Annotated in this window: 24 protein-coding genes; 2 read left to right on the forward strand and 22 right to left on the reverse strand. The window is 61.9% G+C overall.

The features are described 5' to 3' along the window. Nucleotides 1–75 precede the first annotated feature (75 nt). Entirely contained in the window at nt 76–870 is a 795-nt protein-coding gene (cysE, locus tag NAO55_RS17225) for a serine O-acetyltransferase (RefSeq protein ID WP_102839845.1), read from the forward strand. Nucleotides 871–874: 4 nt separating this feature from the next. Here the strand turns inward: cysE (NAO55_RS17225) and der are convergent, their stop codons facing one another. The 19 genes from der to trmJ all read right to left on the reverse strand — a co-directional run bounded on the left by der (nt 875) and on the right by trmJ (nt 17537). Then, complete coding sequence (gene der / locus NAO55_RS17230) at nt 875–2374, reverse strand: ribosome biogenesis GTPase Der (protein ID WP_063542465.1); 1500 nt, start codon at nt 2372–2374, stop codon at nt 875–877. A 102-nt stretch (nt 2375–2476) separates the two neighbouring features. Further along, nucleotides 2477–3625 (reverse strand): outer membrane protein assembly factor BamB, encoded by a 1149-nt coding sequence (bamB, locus tag NAO55_RS17235; protein WP_102839844.1) that lies wholly within the window; start codon nt 3623–3625, stop codon nt 2477–2479. 3 nt (nt 3626–3628) lie between these two features. Then, nucleotides 3629–4270 carry a YfgM family protein gene (locus NAO55_RS17240; protein WP_063542461.1) on the reverse strand — a complete coding sequence of 214 codons (642 nt, stop codon included), beginning with the start codon at nt 4268–4270 and terminating at the stop codon, nt 3629–3631. A 28-nt stretch (nt 4271–4298) separates the two neighbouring features. Next, nucleotides 4299–5588: a histidine--tRNA ligase gene (gene hisS / locus NAO55_RS17245; RefSeq protein ID WP_102839843.1), complete on the reverse strand. Its 1290-nt coding sequence runs from the start codon at nt 5586–5588 to the stop codon at nt 4299–4301. Nucleotides 5589–5604: 16 nt separating this feature from the next. Then, entirely contained in the window at nt 5605–6717 is a 1113-nt protein-coding gene (gene ispG / locus NAO55_RS17250; RefSeq protein ID WP_063542457.1) for a flavodoxin-dependent (E)-4-hydroxy-3-methylbut-2-enyl-diphosphate synthase, read from the reverse strand. Between the two features lie 2 nt (nt 6718–6719). Continuing rightward, nucleotides 6720–7739, reverse strand: coding sequence for a helix-turn-helix domain-containing protein (locus NAO55_RS17255; protein ID WP_102839842.1), 1020 nt, complete (start codon nt 7737–7739; stop codon nt 6720–6722). After that, nucleotides 7736–8494, reverse strand: a complete 759-nt coding sequence (gene pilW, locus NAO55_RS17260) for a type IV pilus biogenesis/stability protein PilW (protein WP_102840386.1) — start codon at nt 8492–8494, stop codon at nt 7736–7738. The genes NAO55_RS17255 and pilW overlap by 4 nt, the downstream gene beginning before the upstream one ends. Before the next feature lie 11 nt (nt 8495–8505). After that, nucleotides 8506–9654, reverse strand: coding sequence for a dual-specificity RNA methyltransferase RlmN (gene rlmN, locus NAO55_RS17265; protein ID WP_102839841.1), 1149 nt, complete (start codon nt 9652–9654; stop codon nt 8506–8508). Between the two features lie 19 nt (nt 9655–9673). Beyond that, nucleotides 9674–10105 (reverse strand): nucleoside-diphosphate kinase, encoded by a 432-nt coding sequence (gene ndk / locus NAO55_RS17270; protein WP_102839840.1) that lies wholly within the window; start codon nt 10103–10105, stop codon nt 9674–9676. 165 nt (nt 10106–10270) lie between these two features. Further along, nucleotides 10271–10471, reverse strand: a complete 201-nt coding sequence (iscX, locus tag NAO55_RS17275) for a Fe-S cluster assembly protein IscX (RefSeq protein WP_102839839.1) — start codon at nt 10469–10471, stop codon at nt 10271–10273. Nucleotides 10472–10482: 11 nt separating this feature from the next. Continuing rightward, entirely contained in the window at nt 10483–10821 is a 339-nt protein-coding gene (gene fdx / locus NAO55_RS17280; protein ID WP_102839838.1) for an ISC system 2Fe-2S type ferredoxin, read from the reverse strand. 5 nt (nt 10822–10826) lie between these two features. Next, entirely contained in the window at nt 10827–12689 is a 1863-nt protein-coding gene (hscA, locus tag NAO55_RS17285) for a Fe-S protein assembly chaperone HscA (protein WP_102839837.1), read from the reverse strand. Nucleotides 12690–12730: 41 nt separating this feature from the next. Beyond that, complete coding sequence (gene hscB / locus NAO55_RS17290; protein ID WP_063542443.1) at nt 12731–13252, reverse strand: co-chaperone HscB; 522 nt, start codon at nt 13250–13252, stop codon at nt 12731–12733. A 7-nt stretch (nt 13253–13259) separates the two neighbouring features. Then, entirely contained in the window at nt 13260–13583 is a 324-nt protein-coding gene (gene iscA, locus NAO55_RS17295; RefSeq protein ID WP_013983648.1) for an iron-sulfur cluster assembly protein IscA, read from the reverse strand. 11 nt (nt 13584–13594) lie between these two features. After that, a complete protein-coding gene (gene iscU, locus NAO55_RS17300; protein ID WP_003284664.1) occupies nt 13595–13981 on the reverse strand; it encodes a Fe-S cluster assembly scaffold IscU in 387 nt (128 codons plus the stop codon). Between the two features lie 44 nt (nt 13982–14025). Next, a complete protein-coding gene (locus NAO55_RS17305) occupies nt 14026–15240 on the reverse strand; it encodes an IscS subfamily cysteine desulfurase (protein ID WP_063542441.1) in 1215 nt (404 codons plus the stop codon). A gap of 31 nt (nt 15241–15271) precedes the next feature. Then, the gene (gene iscR / locus NAO55_RS17310) at nt 15272–15763 is read right to left on the reverse strand and encodes a Fe-S cluster assembly transcriptional regulator IscR (RefSeq protein WP_102839836.1); all 492 of its coding nucleotides are present in this window, start codon (nt 15761–15763) and stop codon (nt 15272–15274) included. Between the two features lie 161 nt (nt 15764–15924). Continuing rightward, nucleotides 15925–16701 carry a serine O-acetyltransferase gene (gene cysE / locus NAO55_RS17315; protein WP_102839835.1) on the reverse strand — a complete coding sequence of 259 codons (777 nt, stop codon included), beginning with the start codon at nt 16699–16701 and terminating at the stop codon, nt 15925–15927. Then, on the reverse strand, nt 16701–17537 hold the full coding sequence (trmJ, locus tag NAO55_RS17320) for a tRNA (cytosine(32)/uridine(32)-2'-O)-methyltransferase TrmJ (RefSeq protein ID WP_232244566.1): 837 nt from the start codon (nt 17535–17537) through the stop codon (nt 16701–16703). The genes cysE (NAO55_RS17315) and trmJ overlap by 1 nt, the downstream gene beginning before the upstream one ends. A gap of 94 nt (nt 17538–17631) precedes the next feature. On the opposite strand from trmJ, the gene suhB reads away from it, so the two are divergent. Further along, nucleotides 17632–18447 (forward strand): type III secretion system regulator SuhB, encoded by an 816-nt coding sequence (gene suhB / locus NAO55_RS17325; protein ID WP_011914141.1) that lies wholly within the window; start codon nt 17632–17634, stop codon nt 18445–18447. Between the two features lie 58 nt (nt 18448–18505). On the opposite strand, the gene NAO55_RS17330 is transcribed toward suhB, so the two are convergent. From NAO55_RS17330 to secD, 3 genes are all read right to left on the reverse strand, one after another. After that, entirely contained in the window at nt 18506–19039 is a 534-nt protein-coding gene (locus NAO55_RS17330; RefSeq protein ID WP_013983652.1) for a glycine zipper 2TM domain-containing protein, read from the reverse strand. A gap of 77 nt (nt 19040–19116) precedes the next feature. Continuing rightward, nucleotides 19117–20028: a protein translocase subunit SecF gene (gene secF, locus NAO55_RS17335; protein ID WP_011914143.1), complete on the reverse strand. Its 912-nt coding sequence runs from the start codon at nt 20026–20028 to the stop codon at nt 19117–19119. Nucleotides 20029–20040: 12 nt separating this feature from the next. Then, nucleotides 20041–21909, reverse strand: coding sequence for a protein translocase subunit SecD (gene secD / locus NAO55_RS17340; RefSeq protein WP_013983653.1), 1869 nt, complete (start codon nt 21907–21909; stop codon nt 20041–20043). Nucleotides 21910–21925 lie beyond the last annotated feature (16 nt).

The raw sequence follows: 21925 nt of genomic DNA on the forward strand, positions 1-21925 counted from the left end.
ACGCGGCGGCCGACCGCCTGCCCGGGCTGCTACAGTTCAGGCAATGGCCAACCCCACCGACCATAAGGAACCTCAATGCCGAACCTTTCCGTCAGCGACCTCTGGAGTGACCTGCAGGCACAGGCGCAACGCGCCTTGGACAGCGAGCCGACCCTGGCCACGATCGTCAGTCAGAGCATCCTCGATCAGCCGGACTTCGGTGGTGCGCTCGCCCACCGTATCGGCCATGCCCTGGCCGACGGCGCCGAGCAGAGCCATACCCTGACCGATCGCTTCGCCGGCCTGCACCACCAGCTTCCTGCGCTCGCCGAGACGGCCTGCTGCGACCTGCAGGCGATCGTCAGCCGCGATCCGGCATTCGACAGTGCACTGGAAGTGTTCCTGTTCTCCAAGGGCTTTCTGGCACTGCAGGCGTATCGCATCGGACATCAGCTGCATGGTCGCGGCGAGCGCTTGCTGGCAATGTTCATCCAGGCGCGCTGCAACGAACGCCTCGGCATCGACATCAATCCGGCCAGCCGTATCGGCAGCGGGATCATGCTCGACCATGGCACCGGAATCGTCATCGGCGAGACGGCGGTGGTCGGCGACGATGTATCGATCCTGCAGGGCGTGACGCTGGGCGGGACCGGCAAGGAAGGCGGCGACCGTCACCCCAAGGTGCGCAGCGGCGTGATGATCGGCGCCGGAGCGAAGATCCTCGGCAACATCGAGATCGGCGAAGGCGCCAAGGTAGGCGCCGGCAGTATCGTCCTGCATCCCGTCGCGCCACATACCACGGTGGTCGGCAATCCGGCCCGCCAGGTCGGCAAGCCGCGCCATGCACGACCAGCCCTGGACATGGACCAGTCGTTCGACGGAGATGGCTGAGCGATCAGCGCTTCTTGTCGCGGCGCTTCTTCTCGGCCTTCTTGTGGTGCGACATGAGGCGGCGCTTCTTGTTGACCTGGCGGTCGGTGAGCGTGTTCTTCCTGCCCTCGTAGGGATTGTCACCGCCCTTGTACTCGATGCGGATCGGCGTGCCGACCAGCTTCAGCACACGCCGGTAGGTATTCTCCAGGTAGCGCGTATAGGACTTGGGCACCGCCTCAACCTGGTTGCCGTGGATCACGATCAGCGGCGGGTTGGCACCACCCAGGTGGGCATAACGCAGCTTGATGCGCCGGCCGTTGACCATGGGCGGCTGGTGCTCGCGCACGGCGTCCTCGAGGATCTGCGTCAGGCGGCTGGTCGGCCAGCGGGTGATCGCCGACTTGAACGCGGCCTGCACCGACTTGTACAGGTGCCCTACCCCGGTGCCGTGCTTGGCTGAAATGAAATGGATGTCGGCGTAGTCGACGAAGAACAGCCGGCGCTCCAGCTCGGTCTTCACGTAGTCCTTCTCGCCCTGCTCCATGCCGTCCCACTTGTTCAGCGCGATGACCAGGGCGCGGCCGGTCTCCAGCACGAAACCCAGCAGGTTGAGGTCATGCTCGACGACACCTTCACGGGCATCCATGACGAAGATCACGACGTTGGCGTCCTGGATCGCCTGCAGCGTCTTGACCACCGAGAACTTTTCCACCGCCTCGAAGATCTTGCCGCGGCGGCGCACACCGGCGGTGTCGATTAGCGTGTACTTTTCCTCGTCGCGCTCGAAGGGGATGTAGATGCTGTCGCGCGTGGTGCCGGCCTGATCGTAGACGATGACCCGCTCCTCACCGAGCATGCGATTGACCAGTGTCGACTTGCCGACATTGGGCCGCCCGATGATGGCGATCTTGATGCCTTCCTTCTCGCTCGGACCCGGGATGCGCTTGGGCTCCTGGCCTTCGGCGACGACTTCCTCGCCGTCCGCGGGCTCGCTGCCCTCCTCGCCTTCCTCGGTCTGCTCGGCATCGTCGCGGGGGAAGATGCCGAGTGCCTGCTCGAGCATATGACTGATGCCACGCCCATGGGCGGCGGCGATCGGTAGCGCGTCGCCCAGGCCCAACGGGCTGAACTCGGCACGGGCGATGTCCGGATCGACGCTGTCGACCTTGTTCGCGACCAGGAAGCAGCGCTTGTTCCGCTTGCGCAGGTGTTCGCCGATCATCTGGTCCGCGGCGGTCAGTCCGGCGCGCGAGTCGACCATGAACAGCACGGCATCGGCTTCCTCGATGGCCTGCAGCGATTGCTCGGCCATCTTCGCATCGATGCCTTCCTCGTCACCGGAAATACCACCGGTGTCGATCACGATGTAGGTGCGCCCCTGCCACTTGGCCTCGCCATATTGGCGATCACGGGTCAGCCCGGCGTACTCGGCGACGATGGCGTCGCGGCTCTTGGTCAGGCGATTGAACAGGGTGGATTTGCCGACGTTCGGACGACCCACCAGGGCGATTACGGGAACCATACGGCTCTCCACTGCGATATTTCAGAAAACACGAAGGCCGCTGCAAGGCAGCGGCCGAATATTCATGGCTCCGCCAGGCGGAGCTGGCGGCTCAGCGGGTGGTCAGTCAGCCTGACGGATCGTCAGCGCCACCAGCTTGCCGTCATTGGCGAAGGCATACAGCCAGTCACCCTCCACCACTGGGCGTGCCCGTACACCAGAGCTGTCGATCCGCTCGCGAGCGACAAAGCGGCCATCGACCTGACTCAGGAAATGCAGATAGCCCTCCCGGTCACCGACCACCACATAGCTGGAAAGCACCGCAGGGGCCGAAAGCTGACGACGGGCCAACGAATCATTGCGCCACAACGCGGTGGTGGAGCGCTCGTCGATGCCCTCGACGGTACCATCTGCCAGGCTCAGGTAGACACTGCCATAGCCGAGCGCCACTCCGGAGTAGCTGGATGCGTCACGCTGCCAGAGCACTCGGCCGCTTTCCAGCTCCAGCGCTGCAGCGCGGCCCTGGTAAGTCGCGACGTACAGCGTGCCGCCAGACAGCAGCAGGCCACCATCGATGTCCACCACCCGCTCCAGCTCGGAGCGACCTTGAGGTATCGCCACTCGCTGCTCCCAGACCGGCAAACCGCGGCGGGTATCCAACGCAATGACCTTGCCACTGGAAAGGCCGGCGATCGCCAGCTGATTGGTCAGCAAAGGCGCTCCGGTACCGCGCAGGGTGAGTACCGCGGGCGAGCTCTCGTAGCTCCAGCGCTGCGCGCCTGTGTCGATTTCCAGGGCGATCAGCCGATCGTCCTGGGTCTGCACCAGTACGATATCGCCGTTGACGGCCGGTGCAGCCAGCACTTCGCTGCTGACCTGGCTGCGCCAGCGCTCTTCGCCGGAACTCACATCCAGCGCCAGCACCTCGCCACGCAGGGTGCCGATCAGCACCAGACCGTAGCCGGCACCTACCGCACCTGACACCGGCGTATCGAGCTTCTTCTTCCAGTTGACCTTGCCGGTCAAGCGATCCATCGACACCACCAGCCCCTCGACATCGGCGGCGTAGATCTGGTCGCCATAAACGACCGGCGTCAGCAGGTTGTAAGTCTCACCCTGACCTTCACCAATCGAGCGGCTCCACTCCTCCTTCAAGGAGATTTCTGCCTCGAACTTGGTCAGCTCGGCCGGCTCCGGCTCTTTGGTGTTGTTGCTGCTGCAACCGGTGGCCAGTACGGCCAGGGTCAGCAACGCGGCAGTTTTCCAACACATCGATTACGCCTCCCCTCGGGCCAGATCATCCAGTTTCATTTGCAGGCCGCCGATGGCCGCATCCTGAGACAGCGACTCCTTGGCCTTGCTGTAAGCGGCATGCGCCTCGTCATCGCGACCGAGTTGCACCAACAGGTCACCCTTGAGTTCCTCACGGCTGGCAGCGAAGGCTTTGTCAGCCTCACCGTCCAGCAGCTTTAGCGCTTCATCCGCCTTGTCCTGCGCCGCCAGTACCCGCGCCAGGCGTTGACGGGCGAGCTCGTCCAGCGTCTTGTCGGCTGGCTTGTCGAGGATCGCACGCAGTTCGCTTGCGGCCTCATCGAGACGACCGGCCTCGACCGCAACCTTGGCGATGAACAGGCTGCCGTACTGCGCATAATGCGTCCCGGCGAAATCCTTCTTGAGCAGATTGCCCAGACGCGAAACTTCGGCGGCATCGACTTCACCCGACTCCAGCGCGGCAGTCAGCAGCTGCTGGTAGAGGACCGAGGCACTCTGCGCCTGATTGATCTGGTGCTTCTGCCAGAATTGCCAACCGAACACCAATACCAGGGCAATCACGGCGCCGAGCATCAACGGCTTGCCGTTGCGCTGCCACCACTCTTTGATCTGCGCCAGTTGCTCTTCTTCAGTACCCGAGGTCACGCTGTCACTCCTTTTTATTCGCTAAGTCTCAGACCTGCTCGAGGCAGGCAGCCAGACGCTCGGGCAGAGCATCCCAGGCAATGCTTTGTTGCTCGCTGTCGTCGCGCAGCGGCTTGCAACCTACCACGCGCCCGGCCAGTTCGTCGTCACCCAGAATCAGCGCATAGCGCGCACCGCTCTTGTCGGCCTTCTTGAACTGGCTCTTGAAGCTACCGCCGCCGGCATTGACCAGCAGGCGCAGCCCCGGCAGCTCGTCGCGCAGGCGCTCGGCCAGGGCCAGTGCGGCCAGCTCTGCGGCCTCGCCGAATGCACAGATGTAGGCATGCGGCGTCGGGTTCAAAGCCTCCGGCACCAACTCGAGGGTCTCCAGCAGCAGCACCAGACGCTCGACGCCCATGGCGAAGCCGACACCCGGCGTCGGCTTGCCGCCGAACTGACTGACCAGGCCATCGTAACGCCCGCCTGCACAGACAGTGCCCTGCGCACCCAGCTTGTCGGTGACCCACTCGAAAACGGTGCGGCCGTAGTAGTCCAGGCCGCGAACCAGCTTGGGGTTGATCTCGTAAGCGATGCCGACTGCATCGAGACGCGCTTTCAGGCCTTCGAAATGCACGCGCGACTCTTCGTCGAGGTAGTCATGCAACGTCGGCGCATAGGCCAGCAGCGCCTGAGTCTGGGCATTCTTGCTGTCGAGAATGCGCAAAGGATTGGTCGTCAGGCGACGCCGACTGTCCTCGTCGAGCTGGTCGAAACGCTGCTGCAGGTATACCACTAGGGCATCGCGATAACGCGCACGTGCTTCACTGGAACCCAGGCTGTTGAGCTGCAGCGTCACTGCATCAGCGAGGCCGAGCTGCTTCCACAGGCGCGCGGTCAGTACGATCAGCTCGGCATCGATATCGGGTCCCGGCTGGTTGAACACTTCCACACCAATCTGGTGGAACTGCCGGTAGCGACCCTTCTGCGGTTTCTCGTAGCGGAACATCGGCCCGGTGTACCAGAGCTTTTGCACTTGCCCGCCACCAGCCATGCCATGCTCGAGCACGGCGCGCACGCAGCCGGCGGTGCCCTCGGGACGCAGGGTCAGGGACTCTTCGTTGCGATCGAGGAAGGTATACATTTCCTTGTCGACCACATCGGTGCCTTCGCCGATGCCGCGGGCGAACAGGTCGGTGAACTCCAGGATCGGCAGACGGATCTCGCTGTAGCCGTAGCTGTCCAGCAGCTGCGCGAAGGTGCCTTCGAGGTAGCGCCAGATCGGTGTCTGCGCAGGCAGGATGTCATTCATGCCACGAATGGCTTGCAGGGACTTGCTCAATGGGATTCCTTAAAGATCAGCTGCGCGCGATAACCGCCGCGTCGGACGCAAGCTTCTCAGCGGCCTTGCGCCGGATAAGCTGCTCCAGCTCATCGACGAGGTTTTCGTTGTTCAGTTTCTGCGCCGGCTTGCCATCGATGTAGACCAGGTTGTTCGGGCTGCCACCGGTCAGGCCGACATGGGCTTCCTTGGCCTCGCCCGGCCCGTTCACCACGCAGCCGATCACCGCGACGTCCATCGGCACCAGCAGGTCCTCGACGCGGTTTTCCAGCTCATTCATGGTCTTGACCACATCGAAGTTCTGCCGCGAACAGCTCGGGCAGGCGATGAAGTTGATGCCGCGCGAGCGCAGACGCAGGGACTTGAGGATATCGAAACCGACCTTGATCTCCTCGACGGGGTCGGCCGCCAGCGACACGCGAATGGTGTCGCCAATACCTTCGGCGAGCAGCATGCCCAGGCCCACCGCGGATTTCACCGTACCGGAGCGCAACCCACCCGCCTCGGTGATGCCCAGGTGCAGCGGCTGCTCGATCTGCCCGGCCAGCAGCCGATAGGCTTCCACCGCCATGAATACATCGGAGGCCTTGACGCTGACCTTGAAGTCCTGAAAGTCCAGACGGTCGAGATGATCCACATGACGCAGCGCAGATTCCACCAGCGCCTGCGGTGTCGGCTCGCCGTACTTCTTCTGCAGATCCTTCTCCAGCGAACCGGCGTTGACGCCGATACGGATCGGGATGCCTTTGTCACGTGCAGCATCGACCACGGCACGGACACGATCTTCGCGGCCGATATTGCCTGGATTGATACGCAGGCAATCGACGCCGAGTTCGGCCACGCGCAGGGCGATCTGATAGTCGAAGTGAATGTCGGCAACCAGCGGTAGCGTCACACGCTGCTTGATCCGCCCAAAGGCTTCTGCGGCTTCCATAGACGGCACCGAGACCCTGACGATATCGGCACCGGCATTGGCCAGGCGCTGGATTTGCCCGACCGTTGCGTCGACATCACAGGTTTCGGTGTTGGTCATGCTCTGTACGGAAATCGGCGCATCGCCACCGACCGCAACGCCACCCACCCAGATCTTGCGGGATTGGCGACGCTTGATAGGAGATTCGGAATGCATGATCACTGTCCGAGCTTGAGGCGCGCTGTCTCGCCGCGCATATGAGAGGCGAGGCTCACGGCCTCACCGTTGTAACTGAGCTGAGCACCACGGGCATATCCCAGATGCACATCCAGCGGCGCCTTGCCGCTAACCGTCCGGCTGGTTCCGGCCTTGGCCAGCGCGCTGTAGAGCACACGTCCTTCCGCGTCCGCTACCCGCGTCCAGCAGTCAGCAGTGAAACGCAGTTCGAGAACCGCCTCACCGGGTGCCGTCGCGCTGGCGCTTTCCGAGGTCTCCACTGGCACGGTTGCATTGCCGGAAGGCAGCTCGACCGGTGTAGATTCTGCCGGCGAGGACGCGACGCCGGACTCAGACTCGGTCAAGGGAAGCGATTGAGCCGCCTCTACACCCACCTCGCCGGATTCGGCATCGGTCGAGGCCTGCGAGCTCTCGACAGGCGTCGACATTTCACCAGGCGACAAGGCTGATCCTTGTTCCGTCGGCTCCGCCAGCTCGACCGCAGCATCCTCATCCGCCCGATCGAGAAGATGGATTTCGGTCGTCCCGTCCGCACCCTCCACTTCGATCCGCTCCAGGGCGGAAACTGGCGGAGTCAGGGCCTCACGGGTTGAGCGCTCCTGCCACCAATACCAGGCTGCCGCAGCAAGAACGAGGAGCAGCACGAAGCCGAACAGGCGCATGAAGCTACGCGACAGCCGGCCCGGCTCCTCGATACGGCCGAGGCTGTTGACGTTACTGCCAGAAGCATTGGTACCCGTGTGCAGATCGAACTCCTGCACAAGACGGGTCTGATCAAGCCCGAGCAACTTGGCATAAGCCCGCACATAACCACGGGCAAAGGTGTGTCCCGGCAACTGGCTGAAGTCGCCGGCTTCGATACGGGCCAGCGCCCGCTCGGTGAGATTCAATTGCTGCGCTACCGCCGCGAGGGTCCAGCCCTTTTCTTCACGCGCAGATCGCAGCGTCTCGCCCGGGTTGTTGCCCATTGGTACAGCGGATTCTTGGTGCGGCGCGGTCATCGTTGCTCCGAAAGATATTGCTTGTACTCATCCGTGCCGGGATACAACCTTCTCAACTGCAGTCCGAGGCTCGCAGCCGTGTCGCGGTCCTGATGGATGTTGGCCAGGCGAATGCCAAGCAACAGGCTACGCGCATTCTGCTCGGCCAACTGGCTGAAGCTGTCGTAATAACGTTTCGCAGGAACGTACTGCTTGTCCTCATAGGCCATGAGCGCGAGCTCAAGCAGGGCTCGCGGTTGCCGGCCGTCGAGACGCAGAGAGCGGGTGAAATATCGTTCGGCCTCGTCCCGCTGCCCCATCTGCAGCGCAGTCATACCGAGGTTCTGAAAGACCCGCGCACGCTCCGGATACAGGTTGTCCTCGGCGGCCTGGCTGAAACGCTCCATCGCTTCGGCATACCGTTTCTGCTCGAACAGAAAGCTGCCGTAGTTGTTGAGGATACGCGCGTCCTTGCGAGCGGAGAGCGCCTCGCGGTAGTGCTTGTCGGCCAGATCGTTCTCCATTTCGGTCTGGAACACCAGAGCCAGCGCGGCATGGGCGTCGGCGCTACGCGGGTCGATCTCGAGCGCCTTGCGTAAAGGGGTCTTGGCGCGGCCGGCAGCGCCTTGCTGCAGATAGCCGATACCCAACTGGATGTAGGCATCACGCGCCTCACGCCGTCCCTGGTCGGTCCTCAGCGGATCAACGGTGCCAGAAGACACACAACCGGCCAACAGGCCGGTCAGTAGAAGCAGCAGCGCAGCGCGCAGAGTCATCAGCATCCCCCTCAGGATCGGTTCGAAGCCATGTGCGCCGCACCCGGCTCGCTCTGCAGCTCGCGCACAGCGATGTAACGCTCGCTTCGACGCGTCCGGTCCAGAACCTGGCCGACCAGCTGACCGCAGGCCGCGTCGATGTCTTCGCCGCGGGTGGTACGCACCGTCACATTGTGCCCGCCTTTGTGCAGGATGTCCTGAAAACGGCGGATGGCATTGTTGCTCGGCCGCTCATATCCGGAATGAGGGAACGGATTGAATGGAATCAGATTGATCTTGCACGGGATACCCGCCAGCAAGGCGATCATCTGCTCGGCGTGCTCGGGCTGATCGTTGACACCTTTGAGCAAGGTGTACTCAACGGTCAGCACACGCTTCTCGCCAAGCCTCGAGACATAACGCTTGCACGCCTCGAGCAGGACATCCAGCGGATACTTCTTGTTGATCGGCACCAGCTGATCACGCAGCGCATCGTTCGGAGCATGCAGCGACAGCGCCAGCGATACATCGATGACCTTCGCCAGCTCATCGATCATCGGCACGACGCCGGAGGTCGATAGAGTCACCTTGCGCTTGGATATGCCGTAGCCGAGATCATCCATCATGATCTGCATAGCGGCGACGACATTGTCGAAATTCAGCAACGGCTCGCCCATCCCCATCATCACCACATTGGTGATGGCGCGATCGATCTTCGCCGGGACGGTGCCGAATGATTTGTTGGCAATCCAGACCTGACCGATCACCTCGGCCGCCGTGAGATTGCTGTTGAAACCTTGCTTGCCGGTGGAACAGAAGCTGCAATCCAGCGCGCAGCCGGCCTGGGAGGAAACGCACAGCGTGCCGCGGCCACCTTGCGGGATGTAAACCGTTTCCACACAGCTGCCCGAAGCGACACGTACGACCCATTTACGGGTACCGTCGCTGGAGATGTCTTCGCTGACGATCTCCGGGCCGCGAATCTCGGCACAGGCCTTGAGCTTTTCGCGCAGGGCCTTGCCGAGATTGCTCATGGCATCGAAATCATCGACGCCAAAGTGGTGAATCCATTTCATCACCTGACCGGCGCGAAAACGCTTCTCTCCGATGGACTCGAAGAAGCTTTCCAGTTGCGACTGGGTCAGACCCAGCAGATTCACCTTACCGGTCGTGGCAATCATTGGATTCACCTTCGCTCACTCAGCGAATGCGTGCGCACACTTCGGTGGCAGCGAAGAAGTAGGCGATTTCGCGGGCGGCCGAGGCTTCCGAATCGGAACCGTGAACGGCGTTCTCGTCGATGGAGACAGCGAAGTCAGCGCGGATGGTACCCGGAGCAGCTTCCTTCGGGTTGGTAGCGCCCATCAGCTCACGGTTCTTGGCAATGGCGTTCTCGCCTTCGAGCACCTGAACGATGACCGGACCGGAAGTCATGAAGGCAACCAGATCCTTGAAGAAGCCACGCTCGCTGTGCTCGGCGTAGAAACCAGCGGCTTCGCGCTCGGACAGCTGAACCATCTTGGAAGCGACGACGCGCAGGCCGGCCTTCTCGAAACGGGTGGTGATTTCGCCGATCACGTTCTTGGCGACAGCGTCAGGCTTGATGATGGAGAAGGTGCGTTGCAGGGCCATGTAGGACTCCAAAACTGATGGGTTAAAGCGAACGAGTAAACCCGCGGATTATACGCGGGTCGCTGGCAAAACATAAGGGTAGAGGGCAGTACCTGGACGAGCCGACCGGCCGCCGAACGGCTGCATCGGCCGCATTCCAGGCAGGAGCGAAAAAAACGCGACGACCTACTCGGCCTCTTCAATCCAGGCAGACTGGATCGCTTCGAGCACCTTCTCGCCGCCTCGCCCTGGCTCGTCGGTAAAGTTCGGCAGCTCCATCACCCAGCGATGCAGATCGACAAAATTCACGAAGCGCGGGTCGACATCGGTCTTGCTCTCGGCCAGCTCGATGGCGATCTCTTGTACATCCGTCCACTTCAGTTGCATGGTCCGCTTCCTCAATGCCCTTCCGACACCTGATTGATCGTGTACTTGGGTATTTCCACGACCAAGTCGGTATCCGCCACAACCGCCTGACAGGAGAGCCGCGAATTCGGCTCCAGCCCCCAGGCCTTGTCGAGCATGTCATCTTCGAGTTCGTCTGACGCCTCGAGCGACTGGAAACCCTCGCGGATCACCACATGACAGGTCGTGCACGCGCAGGACTTCTCGCAGGCATGCTCGATATCGATGCCATTACGCAGCGCGGCGTCCAGCACAGTCTCGCCAGCCTGAGCCTCGATGACAGCCCCTTCGGGGCAATGGTCAACGTTAGGCAGGAAAATGATTTGCGGCATTCGGGTTAATCCTCGATATCGTTGAGCCGCCGTCCGGCCAGCGCGGCCTTGACGGTGGAGTCCAGACGACGCGCAGCAAAGGCGTCGGTGATCTGGCTCAGGCGTTTGGTCTGGCGCTCGATGGCGGACACGTCTTGGCTGTCGAGCAGCGTGCGCAACTCTTCCATCTGCGCTTCGATGGCAGCGCGCTCCTCAGCAGCAAGCAGGCGCTCGCCATCGGCTTCCAATGCTGCCTCGACGGCCTCCAGCAGACGCTGAGCCTCAACCAGCTGCTCACGCAAGGCGCGCGCATGACGATCGTCGTCCGCCTTGCGGAACGAATCCTCCAACATTCGGGCTATTTCGCCATCGGTCAGCCCATAAGACGGCTTGACCTGAATGTTGGCCTCGACCCCTGATGCGAGCTCTCGAGCAGAAACACTGAGCAGGCCGTCGGCGTCGACCTGGAATGTCACGCGAATCTTGGCAGCACCGGCAACCATCGGCGGAATGCCGCGCAGCTCGAACCGCGCCAACGACCGGCAGTCAGCGATCAGCTCGCGCTCGCCCTGCAGCACGTGAATCATCATGGCCGTCTGGCCATCTTTGTAGGTGGTGAAGTCCTGAGCGCGAGCCACCGGTATCGTGGTGTTGCGCGGAATGATCTTCTCCATCAGTCCGCCCATGGTTTCCAGCCCCAACGACAGCGGGATCACATCGAGCAGCAGCAACTCTTCGCCATCACGATTGTTGCCAGCCAGCGTTTCGGCCTGGATCGCGGCGCCGATCGCCACGACTTCATCAGGATCGATATCGGTCAGCGGCTCACGACCGAACAGCTGCCCGACCGCGGAGCGCACCCTGGGCACCCGCGTCGAGCCGCCCACCATGACCACCGCGGTGATTTCTTCAAGCTCCACGCCGGAATCACGCACGGCGCGCCGGCAGGCCTTCAGGCTACGCGCAACCAAGGGCTCGATCAGGGAATCGAAAGTTTCCCGGCGCAGCTCGCCCGACCAACCAGCGTAATTGATCGTGACCGCGTCAGCCGAACTGAGGCGTTCCTTCGCATCACAGGCGAGCTTCAGCAACTCGCGCTGGCTACCCGGAGTCAGGTCGCCGGAGACACCAGCCTGCACGACGATCCAGTCAGCCACGGCATGATCGAAGTCATCACCACCCAGCGCGGTATCGCCGCCGGTCGCCAATACTTCGAACACCCCCTTGGTCAACCTCAGAATCGAGATGTCGAACGTGCCACCGCCCAGATCGTAGATCGCGACGACGCCCTCTGCTTGCCGATCTAGGCCATAGGCCACAGCCGCAGCGGTCGGCTCGTTGAGCAGCCGCAGCACGTTGAGCCCGGCAATACGTGCGGCATCCTTGGTTGCCTGGCGCTGAGCATCGTCGAAATATGCCGGCACGGTGATTACTGCACCGACAAGCTCGCCCCCCAGACTGGCCTCTGCCCGCTGACGCAACGTTCGAAGTATCTCAGCGGACACCTCAACCGGACTCCTGGCCCCCTGCACCGTCTCGATGAAAGGCATTTGCGATTCGCCTTCGCGGAAACGATAGGGCAACTGCTCCCCCAGCTGCTTGACGTCGGCCAACCCACGCCCCATCAGGCGCTTGATCGAACTGATGGTATTGAAGGGATCGCTCGCGGCGGCAAGCTTGGCTTGCGCACCCACCTCAACATAATCAGGGTGATAACGCACGACAGAAGGCAGAATCACCTGTCCTTCGGCGTCGGGCAGCGGCGCGGTGATACCACTGCGCAGCGCAGCCACGAGGGAATTGGTGGTGCCCAGGTCTATTCCTACAGCCAGGCGGCGTTGATGAGGCTGTGGGCTCTGTCCTGGCTCGGCAATCTGAAGTAAGGCCATGTCTGTCTGATATCGGGCGCAGCGTCTGGCACTGCGCGGGGTTAATCGTCGAGGCGCTCTTCGAGTTGGCGCACTTCCTGGGTCAGCTTGTCGAGAAACTGCATTCGCCGCACCAGCCGTTCGGCATCGGCGCGACGCGCCGGAAGTTGCCAGACCTGCGCAAAGTCGTCGTTCAGCTTTTGCTGGGCCTGCTTGAGCCGCGACTTGAAGGCAGCGACGCCGTCCAAATCCGCCTGTTCATGGAGCTCTTCGAGCTCCTCGCGCCAATGCATCTGCTGCATCAGGAAATCAGGATCCTGAACCGTGGCCTCCAGCGGCACGTCATGCCCTTCGAGGGCTAGCAGATAGCGCGCCCGCCGACTCGGAATCCGCAGCGTCTGGTATGCCTCATTGAGATTGGCAGACCGCTCGAGCGCTTGACGCTGCTCGCTCTCGCTGGCATCCGCAAAACGGTCGGGATGAGTCTGACGAGCGAGCTCGCGGTAACGATCGGCTAGTCGCTCAAGATCCAGATCGAAATCCGGCTTCAGCTCGAACAATGCGAAATGACAAGGAGTACCCACAGCGTCCTCAGATGTTGAAGCTCTCGCCGCAGCCGCACTCGCCACGAACGTTCGGGTTGTTGAACTTGAAGCCCTCGTTAAGGCCTTCACGAACGAAATCGAGTTCGGTTCCGTCGAGATAGACGAGACTCTTGGGGTCGATGATCACCTTGACCCCGTGGCTTTCGAACACCGAGTCCTCGGCGGCGGTCTCGTCGACAAACTCCAGCACGTAAGCCAGACCAGAGCAGCCGGTGGTGCGAACTCCCAGCCTCACGCCCACGCCTTTGCCGCGCCCCTCAAGGGAGCGGCGGACATGCTGCGCGGCAGCGGGCGTCATGGTGATAGCCATCGCAACGCTCCTTAAAGCAGACCTTTCTTTTCACGGTAGTCACGCACTGCCGCCTTGATCGCGTCTTCGGCGAGTACCGAGCAGTGAATCTTGACCGGCGGCAGCGCCAGCTCTTCGGCCAGCTGCGTGTTCTTGATGGTCTCCGCTTCTTCCAGGGTTTTGCCCTTCATCCACTCGGTAGCAAGCGAGCTGGAGGCGATGGCGGAGCCGCAACCATAGGTCTTGAACTTGGCATCTTCAATGACACCCTGCTCGTTGACCTTGATCTGCAAACGCATCACGTCGCCACATGCCGGCGCGCCTACCATGCCGGTACCGATGCTCGGGTCTTCAGCGTCGAACTTGCCGACGTTGCGCGGGTTTTCGTAGTGGTCGATGACCTTGTCACTGTATGCCATGGTGAAATCCTCTCTATATCAGGCGATGCGGCGTTAGACGCCAGTCAGTGGGCTTGCCACTCGACCTTGGAAATGTCGACGCCATCTTTGAACATGTCCCACAGGGGCGAAAGCTCTCGCAGCTTGGTCACGGCTTCGCAAACCTTCTGCGCTGCGTAGTCGATTTCCTCTTCGGTGGTGAATCGACCAAAACTGAAGCGAATGGAGCTGTGCGCCAGCTCATCGTTGCGCCCCAATGCACGCAGCACATAGGAAGGCTCCAACGAAGCAGATGTACAGGCGGACCCAGAAGATACCGCCAGATCCTTGAGGGCCATGATCAGCGACTCACCCTCGACATAATTGAAGCTGAGGTTGAGGTTGTGCGGGACACGCGCAGTCATGCTGCCATTGACGTACAGCTCTTCCAGGTGCTCGACCTGCTTGTAGAAGCGATCCCGCAGAGCGCGAATACGCTCGTTTTCCTGAGCCATCTCCAGCTTGGCCAAATGAAAGGCCTCGCCCATTCCGACCAGCTGATGAGTAGCCAGGGTACCGGAGCGCATGCCCCGCTCGTGGCCACCGCCATGCATCTGCGCCTCGAGGCGCACGCGCGGCTTACGGCGAACATAGAGCGCACCGACCCCCTTCGGGCCGTAGGTCTTATGAGCAGAAAAGGACATCAGATCGACCTTCATCTTCTCCAGATCGATCTCGACCTTGCCGGTCGACTGCGCCGCATCGACGTGGAAAAGAATGCCGCGAGAGCGCGTCAGCTCGCCAATGGCGGTGATGTCATTGATGGTGCCGATTTCGTTGTTCACGTGCATGACCGACACAAGAATGGTGTCGTCGCGCAATGCAGCTTCAACCATCGCCGGCGTGACGATGCCATCCTCGCCCGGCTCGATGTAGGTCACCTCGAAGCCTTCGCGCTCGAGCTGTCGGGTGGTATCCAGTACGGCCTTGTGCTCGATCTTGGTGGTGACGATGTGCTTGCCCTTGGACGCATAGAAATGTGCGACGCCCTTGATGGCCAGGTTGTCCGACTCGGTCGCACCAGATGTCCAGACGATCTCCCGCGGGTCGGCATTGACCAGCTCGGCAACCTGACGGCGCGCATTTTCCACCGCCTCTTCGGCTTTCCAGCCGAAGGCGTGGGAGCGTGAAGCCGGGTTACCAAAATTGCCTTCATTGGTGAGGCATTCGATCATCTTGGCAGCGACACGAGGATCCACCGGGGTAGTGGCGGAATAGTCGAGGTAAATCGGCAATTTCATTCAGATATCTCCTATCAGGCGGTCGCCCTGCTCATTCGATGGCGGACGCTTCTATCTTGTCCATTTGCGGCAACGAGCCCCCGGCCTTGCGCATATCCTGGCGCAGAGCGACCTGCTGCACGTCCTGGCGATTGACCAGGTCGGCCAGACTGATGCCACTGAGGAATTCATGGATTCGATCACTGAGATCGCACCACAGGTGATGGGTCAGGCAGGTATCGCCGGAGTGACAGCCTCCTAAGCCTTGGCAACGTGTCGCATCGACGGATTCGTTGACCGCATCGATTACCTGAGCGACCTGAATATCGGCCATGTCGCGCGAGAGCTGATAACCGCCCCCCGGGCCACGCACACTGGTCACCAAAGCGCTGCGGCGGAGCTTGGCAAACAGCTGCTCAAGATAGGAAAGCGAGATCCCCTGACGTTCGGAAATATCGGCCAAAGAGACCGGACCATGCTGGGCATGGAGCGCCAGATCAAGCATGGCGGTCACGGCATAACGGCCTTTGGTGGTCAATCGCATCGGTCTGCACCAAGCATTACGGTTTGGCGCAAGTATGCTATTCCCGAGTATTTAAGTCAACTATAAGACCTATTGATTTAGTCGGGCTTTATTTGTCTGCAGGTGAAGACCGCCCGATCGGAAACAGCCGCATGATACCAGCTGCTGCCAGCACCCGCACTTCATGCACGCGGCTCGCCGCCTTCGGATTTCACCTCCACGAAATCCTCCTCGCGCAGTTCGGGCAACTCCTTGGCGCAATAGTCACTCCCGAGCGCCTTGAGCGCCCCGCACATGCCCTCCAGACGCTCTTCAACCGCCTGCACGTGATCCAGCAACTGCCCAATCGCTCGCGCTACCGGATCGGGCATGTCCTCGCTGACCCCATAGGCATCGAAACCGATCTTCTCGGCGATGGCCTTACGTCTTGCTTCCTGCTCGTCGCTGGACTTCACGATGATGCGCCCCGGTATCCCGACGGCCGTGGCGCCTGGCGGAACCTCGCGCGTCACGACCGCATTCGAACCGATCTTCGCGCCCGCCCCCACAGTGAAGGGGCCGAGAATCTTCGCGCCCGCACCGACGATCACGCCATCCTCGAGCGTCGGATGGCGCTTGCCCTTGTTCCAGCTGGTCCCACCCAATGTCACGCCGTGGTAGAGCGTCACGTCGTCACCGATCTCGGCGGTCTCACCAATGACGATACCCATCCCGTGGTCGATGAAGAAACGACGCCCGATCCGTGCACCCGGGTGAATCTCCACCCCGGTCAGCCAACGCCCGAGATTCGACGACATGCGCGCCAGCCATTTCCACTCATGCGTCCACAGCCAATGGGAAAGTCGATGGATCCAGATGGCGTGCAGCCCCGGATAACAGGTCAGCACCTCGAACGCGTTGCGGGCTGCCGGATCGCGATGGAATACGCTTTGGATGTCTTCGCGCATGCGTTCGAACATCAATCACTTCTCCGCTTGTGAGGTTCGCCGCGGGCCGCCTTTTGCGTCTCGGTGAGAATGCCCCGCAGGATGTTCATCTCCAGCTTGCTGATTCCGCTGCGCCCGTACAGCCTGCGCAGGCGCGGCATCAGATGGCGCGGCTTGGCCGGGTCGAGAAAACCGATATCCACCAGCGTCTGCTCAAGGTGGCCGAAATAGTTTTCCAGCTCGTCCACCGTGACCGGCTGCGCGTCGAGCATTGCCGTGGTCTCCAGCTTTTCCACCTTCGTCGGCCGCCCCTCTGCCGCCAGCCAGGCCATGCGCACCTCGTAGGTAAGCACCTGGACGGCAGCGGCGAGATTCAGCGAGCTGAACTGGGGATCGGACGGGATATGGACATGGTACTGGCAGCGCTGCAGCTCTTCATTGGTCAGGCCGGCGTACTCACGACCGAACACCAGCGCCACGTCGCTACCGGCGGCAGCCTGCTCCACCGATACAGCGGCGCACTCGCGCGGGTCCAGGAGCGGCCAGGGTATGCGCCGATCCCGGGCACTGGTGCCAAGCACCAGACTGCAGCCGACCAGCGCCTCTTCCAGCGTGGCGACGATCTGGGCCGAATCGAGAATATCGGTCGCGCCGGACGCCCGGGCGACCGCGTCCGGGCTAGGAAAATCTTCCGGATCAACCAGCACCAGACGCGACAGGCCCATGTTCTTCATGGCCCGCGCCGCGCCGCCGATGTTGCCGGCGTGGCTGGTATTGACCAGCACCACTCGAATGTTCTGCAACGACACGATGAGTCTCAGCAAGAAAACCAGCGGAAAGCTTACAGGAAGCCGCTCGCCGTCCGCCATCGACCAAAGCCTGCAGCGAGGCCGGTGACGCTACATGCGCCCGAGCTTTCCTGATAGAATTTCGCGCTTTCTTTAACGACCAGGTAATTGATCCATGCAGCCCATGCTGAATATCGCGCTGCGCGCCGCCCGCAGCGCCGGCGAACTGATTGTCCGTTCCACCGATCGCCTGGATGCAATCTCGGTCAACGAGAAAGAAGCAAAGGATTACGTCACCGAGATCGACAAGGCGGCCGAGCAGAGCATCGTTGCAGCGCTGCGCAAGGCCTATCCGAATCACGGCATCCTTGGCGAGGAAGGTGGACTGCTCGAAGGCAGCGGTGACGGCGCCGATTACCTGTGGATCATCGACCCGCTGGATGGCACGACCAACTTCGTGCGCGGCATTCCCCACTATGCCGTGAGCATCGCCTGCAAATACCGCGGCCGTCTCGAGCATGCCGTCGTCCTGGACCCGGTCCGTCAGGAAGAATTCACCGCAAGCCGCGGCCGTGGCGCAGCCCTGAATGGCCGGCGCCTGCGCGTCAGCTCGCGCAAGAGCCTGGACGGCGCCCTTCTCGGCACGGGCTTTCCGTTCAAGGACGGCCAACTGGACAACCTGGACAGCTACCTGAACATGTTCCGCAGCCTGGTCGGCCAGACCTCCGGCCTGCGACGCGCCGGAGCGGCGAGCCTCGATCTGGCCTACGTAGCCGCGGGCCGCTTCGATGCGTTCTGGGAGTTCGGCCTTTCCGAGTGGGACATGGCGGCCGGCGCACTTCTGATCCAAGAGGCTGGCGGCCTGGTGAGCGACTTCAGCGGCGGCCATGAATTCCTCGAGAAGGGACAGATCGTGGCCGGCAATACCAAGTGCTTCAAGGCTGTGCTGACGACCATCCAGCCCCACCTTACGCCGTCGCTCAAGCGCTGAGCGTGAGGCAAAAGAAAAACGCCCCAACAGGGGCGTTTTTTTATGCAGCTTGTTCAGTTCACTGCTGAGACACCATCAGCTGCCCATCCTGTACCGGAATCTGACTGCCCGGATCACGATCCATCCGTACGCGCCCGACCTTGCCAGCCAGATCGTACTTGACGTCATAGCCGACGATCTTGTCGTGCGTGTCGGTGACCGTGCTGCAGCGGGTCTCGGTGGTGGTGTAGGTGCTGTTGGCTTGCATGCGCCCCTGCACCTGATTGCCGGCATAACCACCGCCGACCGCACCGGCGACCGTGGCGATCTTCTTGCCATTGCCGCCACCGACCTGGTTACCCAGCAGACCACCGACGACGGCGCCCACTGCGGTACCTGCGATCCGGTGCTCGTCCTGCACAGGCTTCTGCCGGGTCACTGTGACGTCCTTGCAGACTTCACGCGGCGTTCGGATGGTTTCCTTGATAGGTTCGACCGCCAGCACCTCGGCGAACTTCGGACCGCGATCGACCAGGCTATAAGTAGCGAAAGCTCCACCAGCCGTGGCAACGACCACTCCAAGTGCCGTACCGACCAACATGGACTTGTTCACTGTGACATCCTCTTCCTTCGGGCTGCGCCCGTTCCGCAGCCTTGGACCTCGCAAGGCTGCGGAAGTTCGAAAGAGGATCAGGGGCGCTCGTCGGCCTCTTCTTCCACCACCGGCGGAATCAGATCGTCACGCGTGAGTTTGAGCCAGACCAGCAGCGTGCCGGCAACGTAGACCGACGAGTAGGTACCAACGCCGACGCCGATCAGCAGCGCCAGCGAGAACCCCCACAGATTCTCGCCGCCGAAGACCATCAGCGCCCCAACTGCCAGCAGCGTGGAGACCGAAGTGGCCATAGTGCGCAGCAGCGTCTGGGTGGTGGAGATGTTGATGTTCTCCAGCAGCTCAGCCTTGCGCAGCATGCGGAAGTTCTCGCGGATCCGGTCGAAGATGACAATGGTGTCGTTCAACGAGTAGCCGATCACCGCCAGCACAGCCGCCAGCACCGTCAGGTCGAAGGAGATCTGGAAGAAGGAGAACACGCCCAGGACCACGATCACGTCGTGGAACAGCGACAGCACGGCGCCGAAGCCAAACTTCCACTGGAAGCGGAACGCCACGTACACCAGGATGCCGCCCAGCGCCAGCAGCATGCCGAGACCACCCTGATCGCGCAGCTCTTCACCGACCGCCGGCCCGACGAACTCAACGCGCTTGACGCTGACCGCGTTGCCGCCATCGGCGTTGCGCAAGGCGCTGGCGATGCGCTCACCCAACTGGGGATCGTCGCCCGGCATGCGCACCAGTACGTCGGTAGTCGCGCCAAAGCTCTGCACCACGGCATCGGTGAAGCCGGCCTGGACCAGCTGACCACGAACCTGCTCGAGCTCGACTGGACGCTCGTAGCCCAACTCGATCAGCGTGCCGCCGGTGAAATCCAGCCCGAAATTCAGCCCCTTGACCACCAGGCTTCCCAGCGAGGCGACCGTGAGCAGCACGGTAAGGGCGAAGGCCACATGGCGGACGCCCATGAAATTGATAACGCGCTTCATCGTGCTAGCCCCTTAAATCCACAGCTTCTTGAGATCGCGGCCACCGTAGATCAGGTTGACCATGCCGCGCGTCACGATGATTGCGGTGAACATCGACGTCAGGATGCCGATCGACAGGGTCACCGCGAAACCCTTGATCGGGCCGGTACCCATGGCGAACAGGATGCCGCCCACCAGCAAGGTGGTGAGGTTGCCGTCGAGGATCGCCGAGAAGGCCCTGTCGAAGCCCTCGTGGATGGCCCGCTGGATCGACATGCCATTGGCAATCTCCTCACGAATACGCGAGAAGATGAGCACGTTGGCGTCCACCGCCATACCCATGGTCAGCACGATACCGGCGATACCTGGCAGGGTCAGCGTGGCGTTGAGCATCGACATCAATGCCGTCAGCGCGACCATGTTGAACAGCAGCGCAATGGTGGCAAGCACGCCGAAGAACTTGTAGATCAGCACCATGAAGATGGCGACGAAGAGGAAGCCCCACATCGCGGCCTGCACGCCCAGCTTGATGTTCTCGGCGCCCAGGCTCGGACCGATGGTGCGCTCCTCGGCGAAGTACATCGGCGCCGCCAGACCACCAGCGCGCAGCAGCAGGGCAAGTTCCGACGATTCGCCCTGACCATTGAGGCCGGTAATGCGGAACTGACTGCCGAGCGGCGACTGGATGGTCGCCAGACTGATGATCTTCTTTTCTTCCTGGAAGGTTTCGACCCGCACTTCCTGCTCGACGCCATCGACCATCTGCCGCACGTAGCGAGTCAGCGGCCGCTGCTCGATGAAGATCACCGCCATGCTGCGCCCGACGTTGCTGCGGGTAGCGCGGTTCATCAGATCGCCGCCATGTCCGTCGAGGCGAATATTCACCTGCGGGCGGCCGTTTTCGTCGTAACTGGCTTGCGCATCGGTCACCTGATCACCGGTGATGATCAGGGTACGCTCGAGCTGCACGGGCGGACGACCTTCCTCGCGGAACTCGAAGGTTTCGGTCGAGGCGCGCGGCGCATCGGACTCGGCCGCAAGGCGGAACTCCAGATTGGCCGTCTTGCCGAGAATGCGCTTGGCTTCGGCAGTGTCCTGTACGCCCGGCAGTTCGACCACGATGCGGTTGGCCCCCTGGCGCTGCACCAGCGGCTCGGCGACGCCCAGCTCGTTGACGCGGTTGCGCACGGTGGTCAGGTTCTGCTTGATCGAATATTCGCGGATCTCAGCCAACTTGGCCTCGGTCAGCGTCAGACGCAGCACGAATTGGCCGTTGCGCTCGCTGGTGGTCAGCTCGAAATCGGTGAAGTTCTTGCGAATCAGCGACTGAGCGGCGCTCAGGGTTTCCTGATCGGCGAAGCCCAGCTGCACGGCATCCTTCAGATTCGGCAGGCTGCGATAGCGCACGCGCTCTTTGCGCAGCAGGCTTTTGACCTCGCCTTCGGAGACATTCAGCCGCGTCTCGATGGCCTTCTCCATATCGACTTCCAGCAGGAAGTGCACGCCGCCGGAGAGGTCGAGACCGAGCTTCATGGGGCTGGCACCGAGACTGCGCAGCCAGTCTGGAGTGGTCGGTGCAAGGTTGAGCGCAACGACATAGGCATCACCCAGCGTGCGCCGAACGATATCTTTGGCCGGCAGTTGATCATCCTGACGCTCCAGACGCACGAGACCACCACGGCCCTGTTCGTCGAGCGAAGCGGACTTCACCGCAATGCCGCCTTCCTCGAGCGCCTGGCTTATGCGCTCGAGATCGGCCATACCGATCTCCTGTGCCGCGCTGGCACCGGTGACCTGGATCGCCGGATCGTCCGGATAGAGGTTGGGCGCCGAATAAACAAAAGCAACCGCGAGCACTGCCAGAATCAGCAGGTATTTCCAGAGAGGGAATCTATTGAGCATGACGCAGCCCGTTTAA

It is taken from the genome of Stutzerimonas frequens (assembly GCF_024448335.1).
In the GTDB taxonomy this organism is placed as follows: Bacteria; Pseudomonadota; Gammaproteobacteria; order Pseudomonadales; family Pseudomonadaceae; genus Stutzerimonas; species Stutzerimonas frequens.

What these genes read in the sequence shown, in the direction of transcription:
- rlmN (WP_102839841.1), bottom strand. Translation starts at nt 9,654, where the DNA reads ATGATTGCCACGACCGGTAAGGTGAATCTGCTGGGTCTGACCCAGTCG.
- ispG (WP_063542457.1), bottom strand. Translation starts at nt 6,717, where the DNA reads ATGCATTCCGAATCTCCTATCAAGCGTCGCCAATCCCGCAAGATCTGG.
- NAO55_RS17305 (WP_063542441.1), bottom strand. Translation starts at nt 15,240, where the DNA reads ATGAAATTGCCGATTTACCTCGACTATTCCGCCACTACCCCGGTGGAT.
- hscA (WP_102839837.1), bottom strand. Translation starts at nt 12,689, where the DNA reads ATGGCCTTACTTCAGATTGCCGAGCCAGGACAGAGCCCACAGCCTCAT.
- fdx (WP_102839838.1), bottom strand. Translation starts at nt 10,821, where the DNA reads ATGCCGCAAATCATTTTCCTGCCTAACGTTGACCATTGCCCCGAAGGG.
- iscA (WP_013983648.1), bottom strand. Translation starts at nt 13,583, where the DNA reads ATGGCTATCACCATGACGCCCGCTGCCGCGCAGCATGTCCGCCGCTCC.
- cysE (WP_102839835.1), bottom strand. Translation starts at nt 16,701, where the DNA reads ATGTTCGAACGCATGCGCGAAGACATCCAAAGCGTATTCCATCGCGAT.
- iscX (WP_102839839.1), bottom strand. Translation starts at nt 10,471, where the DNA reads ATGCAACTGAAGTGGACGGATGTACAAGAGATCGCCATCGAGCTGGCC.
- pilW (WP_102840386.1), bottom strand. Translation starts at nt 8,494, where the DNA reads ATGACTCTGCGCGCTGCGCTGCTGCTTCTACTGACCGGCCTGTTGGCC.
- suhB (WP_011914141.1), top strand. Translation starts at nt 17,632, where the DNA reads ATGCAGCCCATGCTGAATATCGCGCTGCGCGCCGCCCGCAGCGCCGGC.
- cysE (WP_102839845.1), top strand. Translation starts at nt 76, where the DNA reads ATGCCGAACCTTTCCGTCAGCGACCTCTGGAGTGACCTGCAGGCACAG.
- secF (WP_011914143.1), bottom strand. Translation starts at nt 20,028, where the DNA reads ATGAAGCGCGTTATCAATTTCATGGGCGTCCGCCATGTGGCCTTCGCC.
- der (WP_063542465.1), bottom strand. Translation starts at nt 2,374, where the DNA reads ATGGTTCCCGTAATCGCCCTGGTGGGTCGTCCGAACGTCGGCAAATCC.
- bamB (WP_102839844.1), bottom strand. Translation starts at nt 3,625, where the DNA reads ATGTGTTGGAAAACTGCCGCGTTGCTGACCCTGGCCGTACTGGCCACC.
- iscU (WP_003284664.1), bottom strand. Translation starts at nt 13,981, where the DNA reads ATGGCATACAGTGACAAGGTCATCGACCACTACGAAAACCCGCGCAAC.
- NAO55_RS17255 (WP_102839842.1), bottom strand. Translation starts at nt 7,739, where the DNA reads ATGACCGCGCCGCACCAAGAATCCGCTGTACCAATGGGCAACAACCCG.
- ndk (WP_102839840.1), bottom strand. Translation starts at nt 10,105, where the DNA reads ATGGCCCTGCAACGCACCTTCTCCATCATCAAGCCTGACGCTGTCGCC.
- iscR (WP_102839836.1), bottom strand. Translation starts at nt 15,763, where the DNA reads ATGCGATTGACCACCAAAGGCCGTTATGCCGTGACCGCCATGCTTGAT.
- secD (WP_013983653.1), bottom strand. Translation starts at nt 21,909, where the DNA reads ATGCTCAATAGATTCCCTCTCTGGAAATACCTGCTGATTCTGGCAGTG.
- trmJ (WP_232244566.1), bottom strand. Translation starts at nt 17,537, where the DNA reads ATGGCGGACGGCGAGCGGCTTCCTGTAAGCTTTCCGCTGGTTTTCTTG.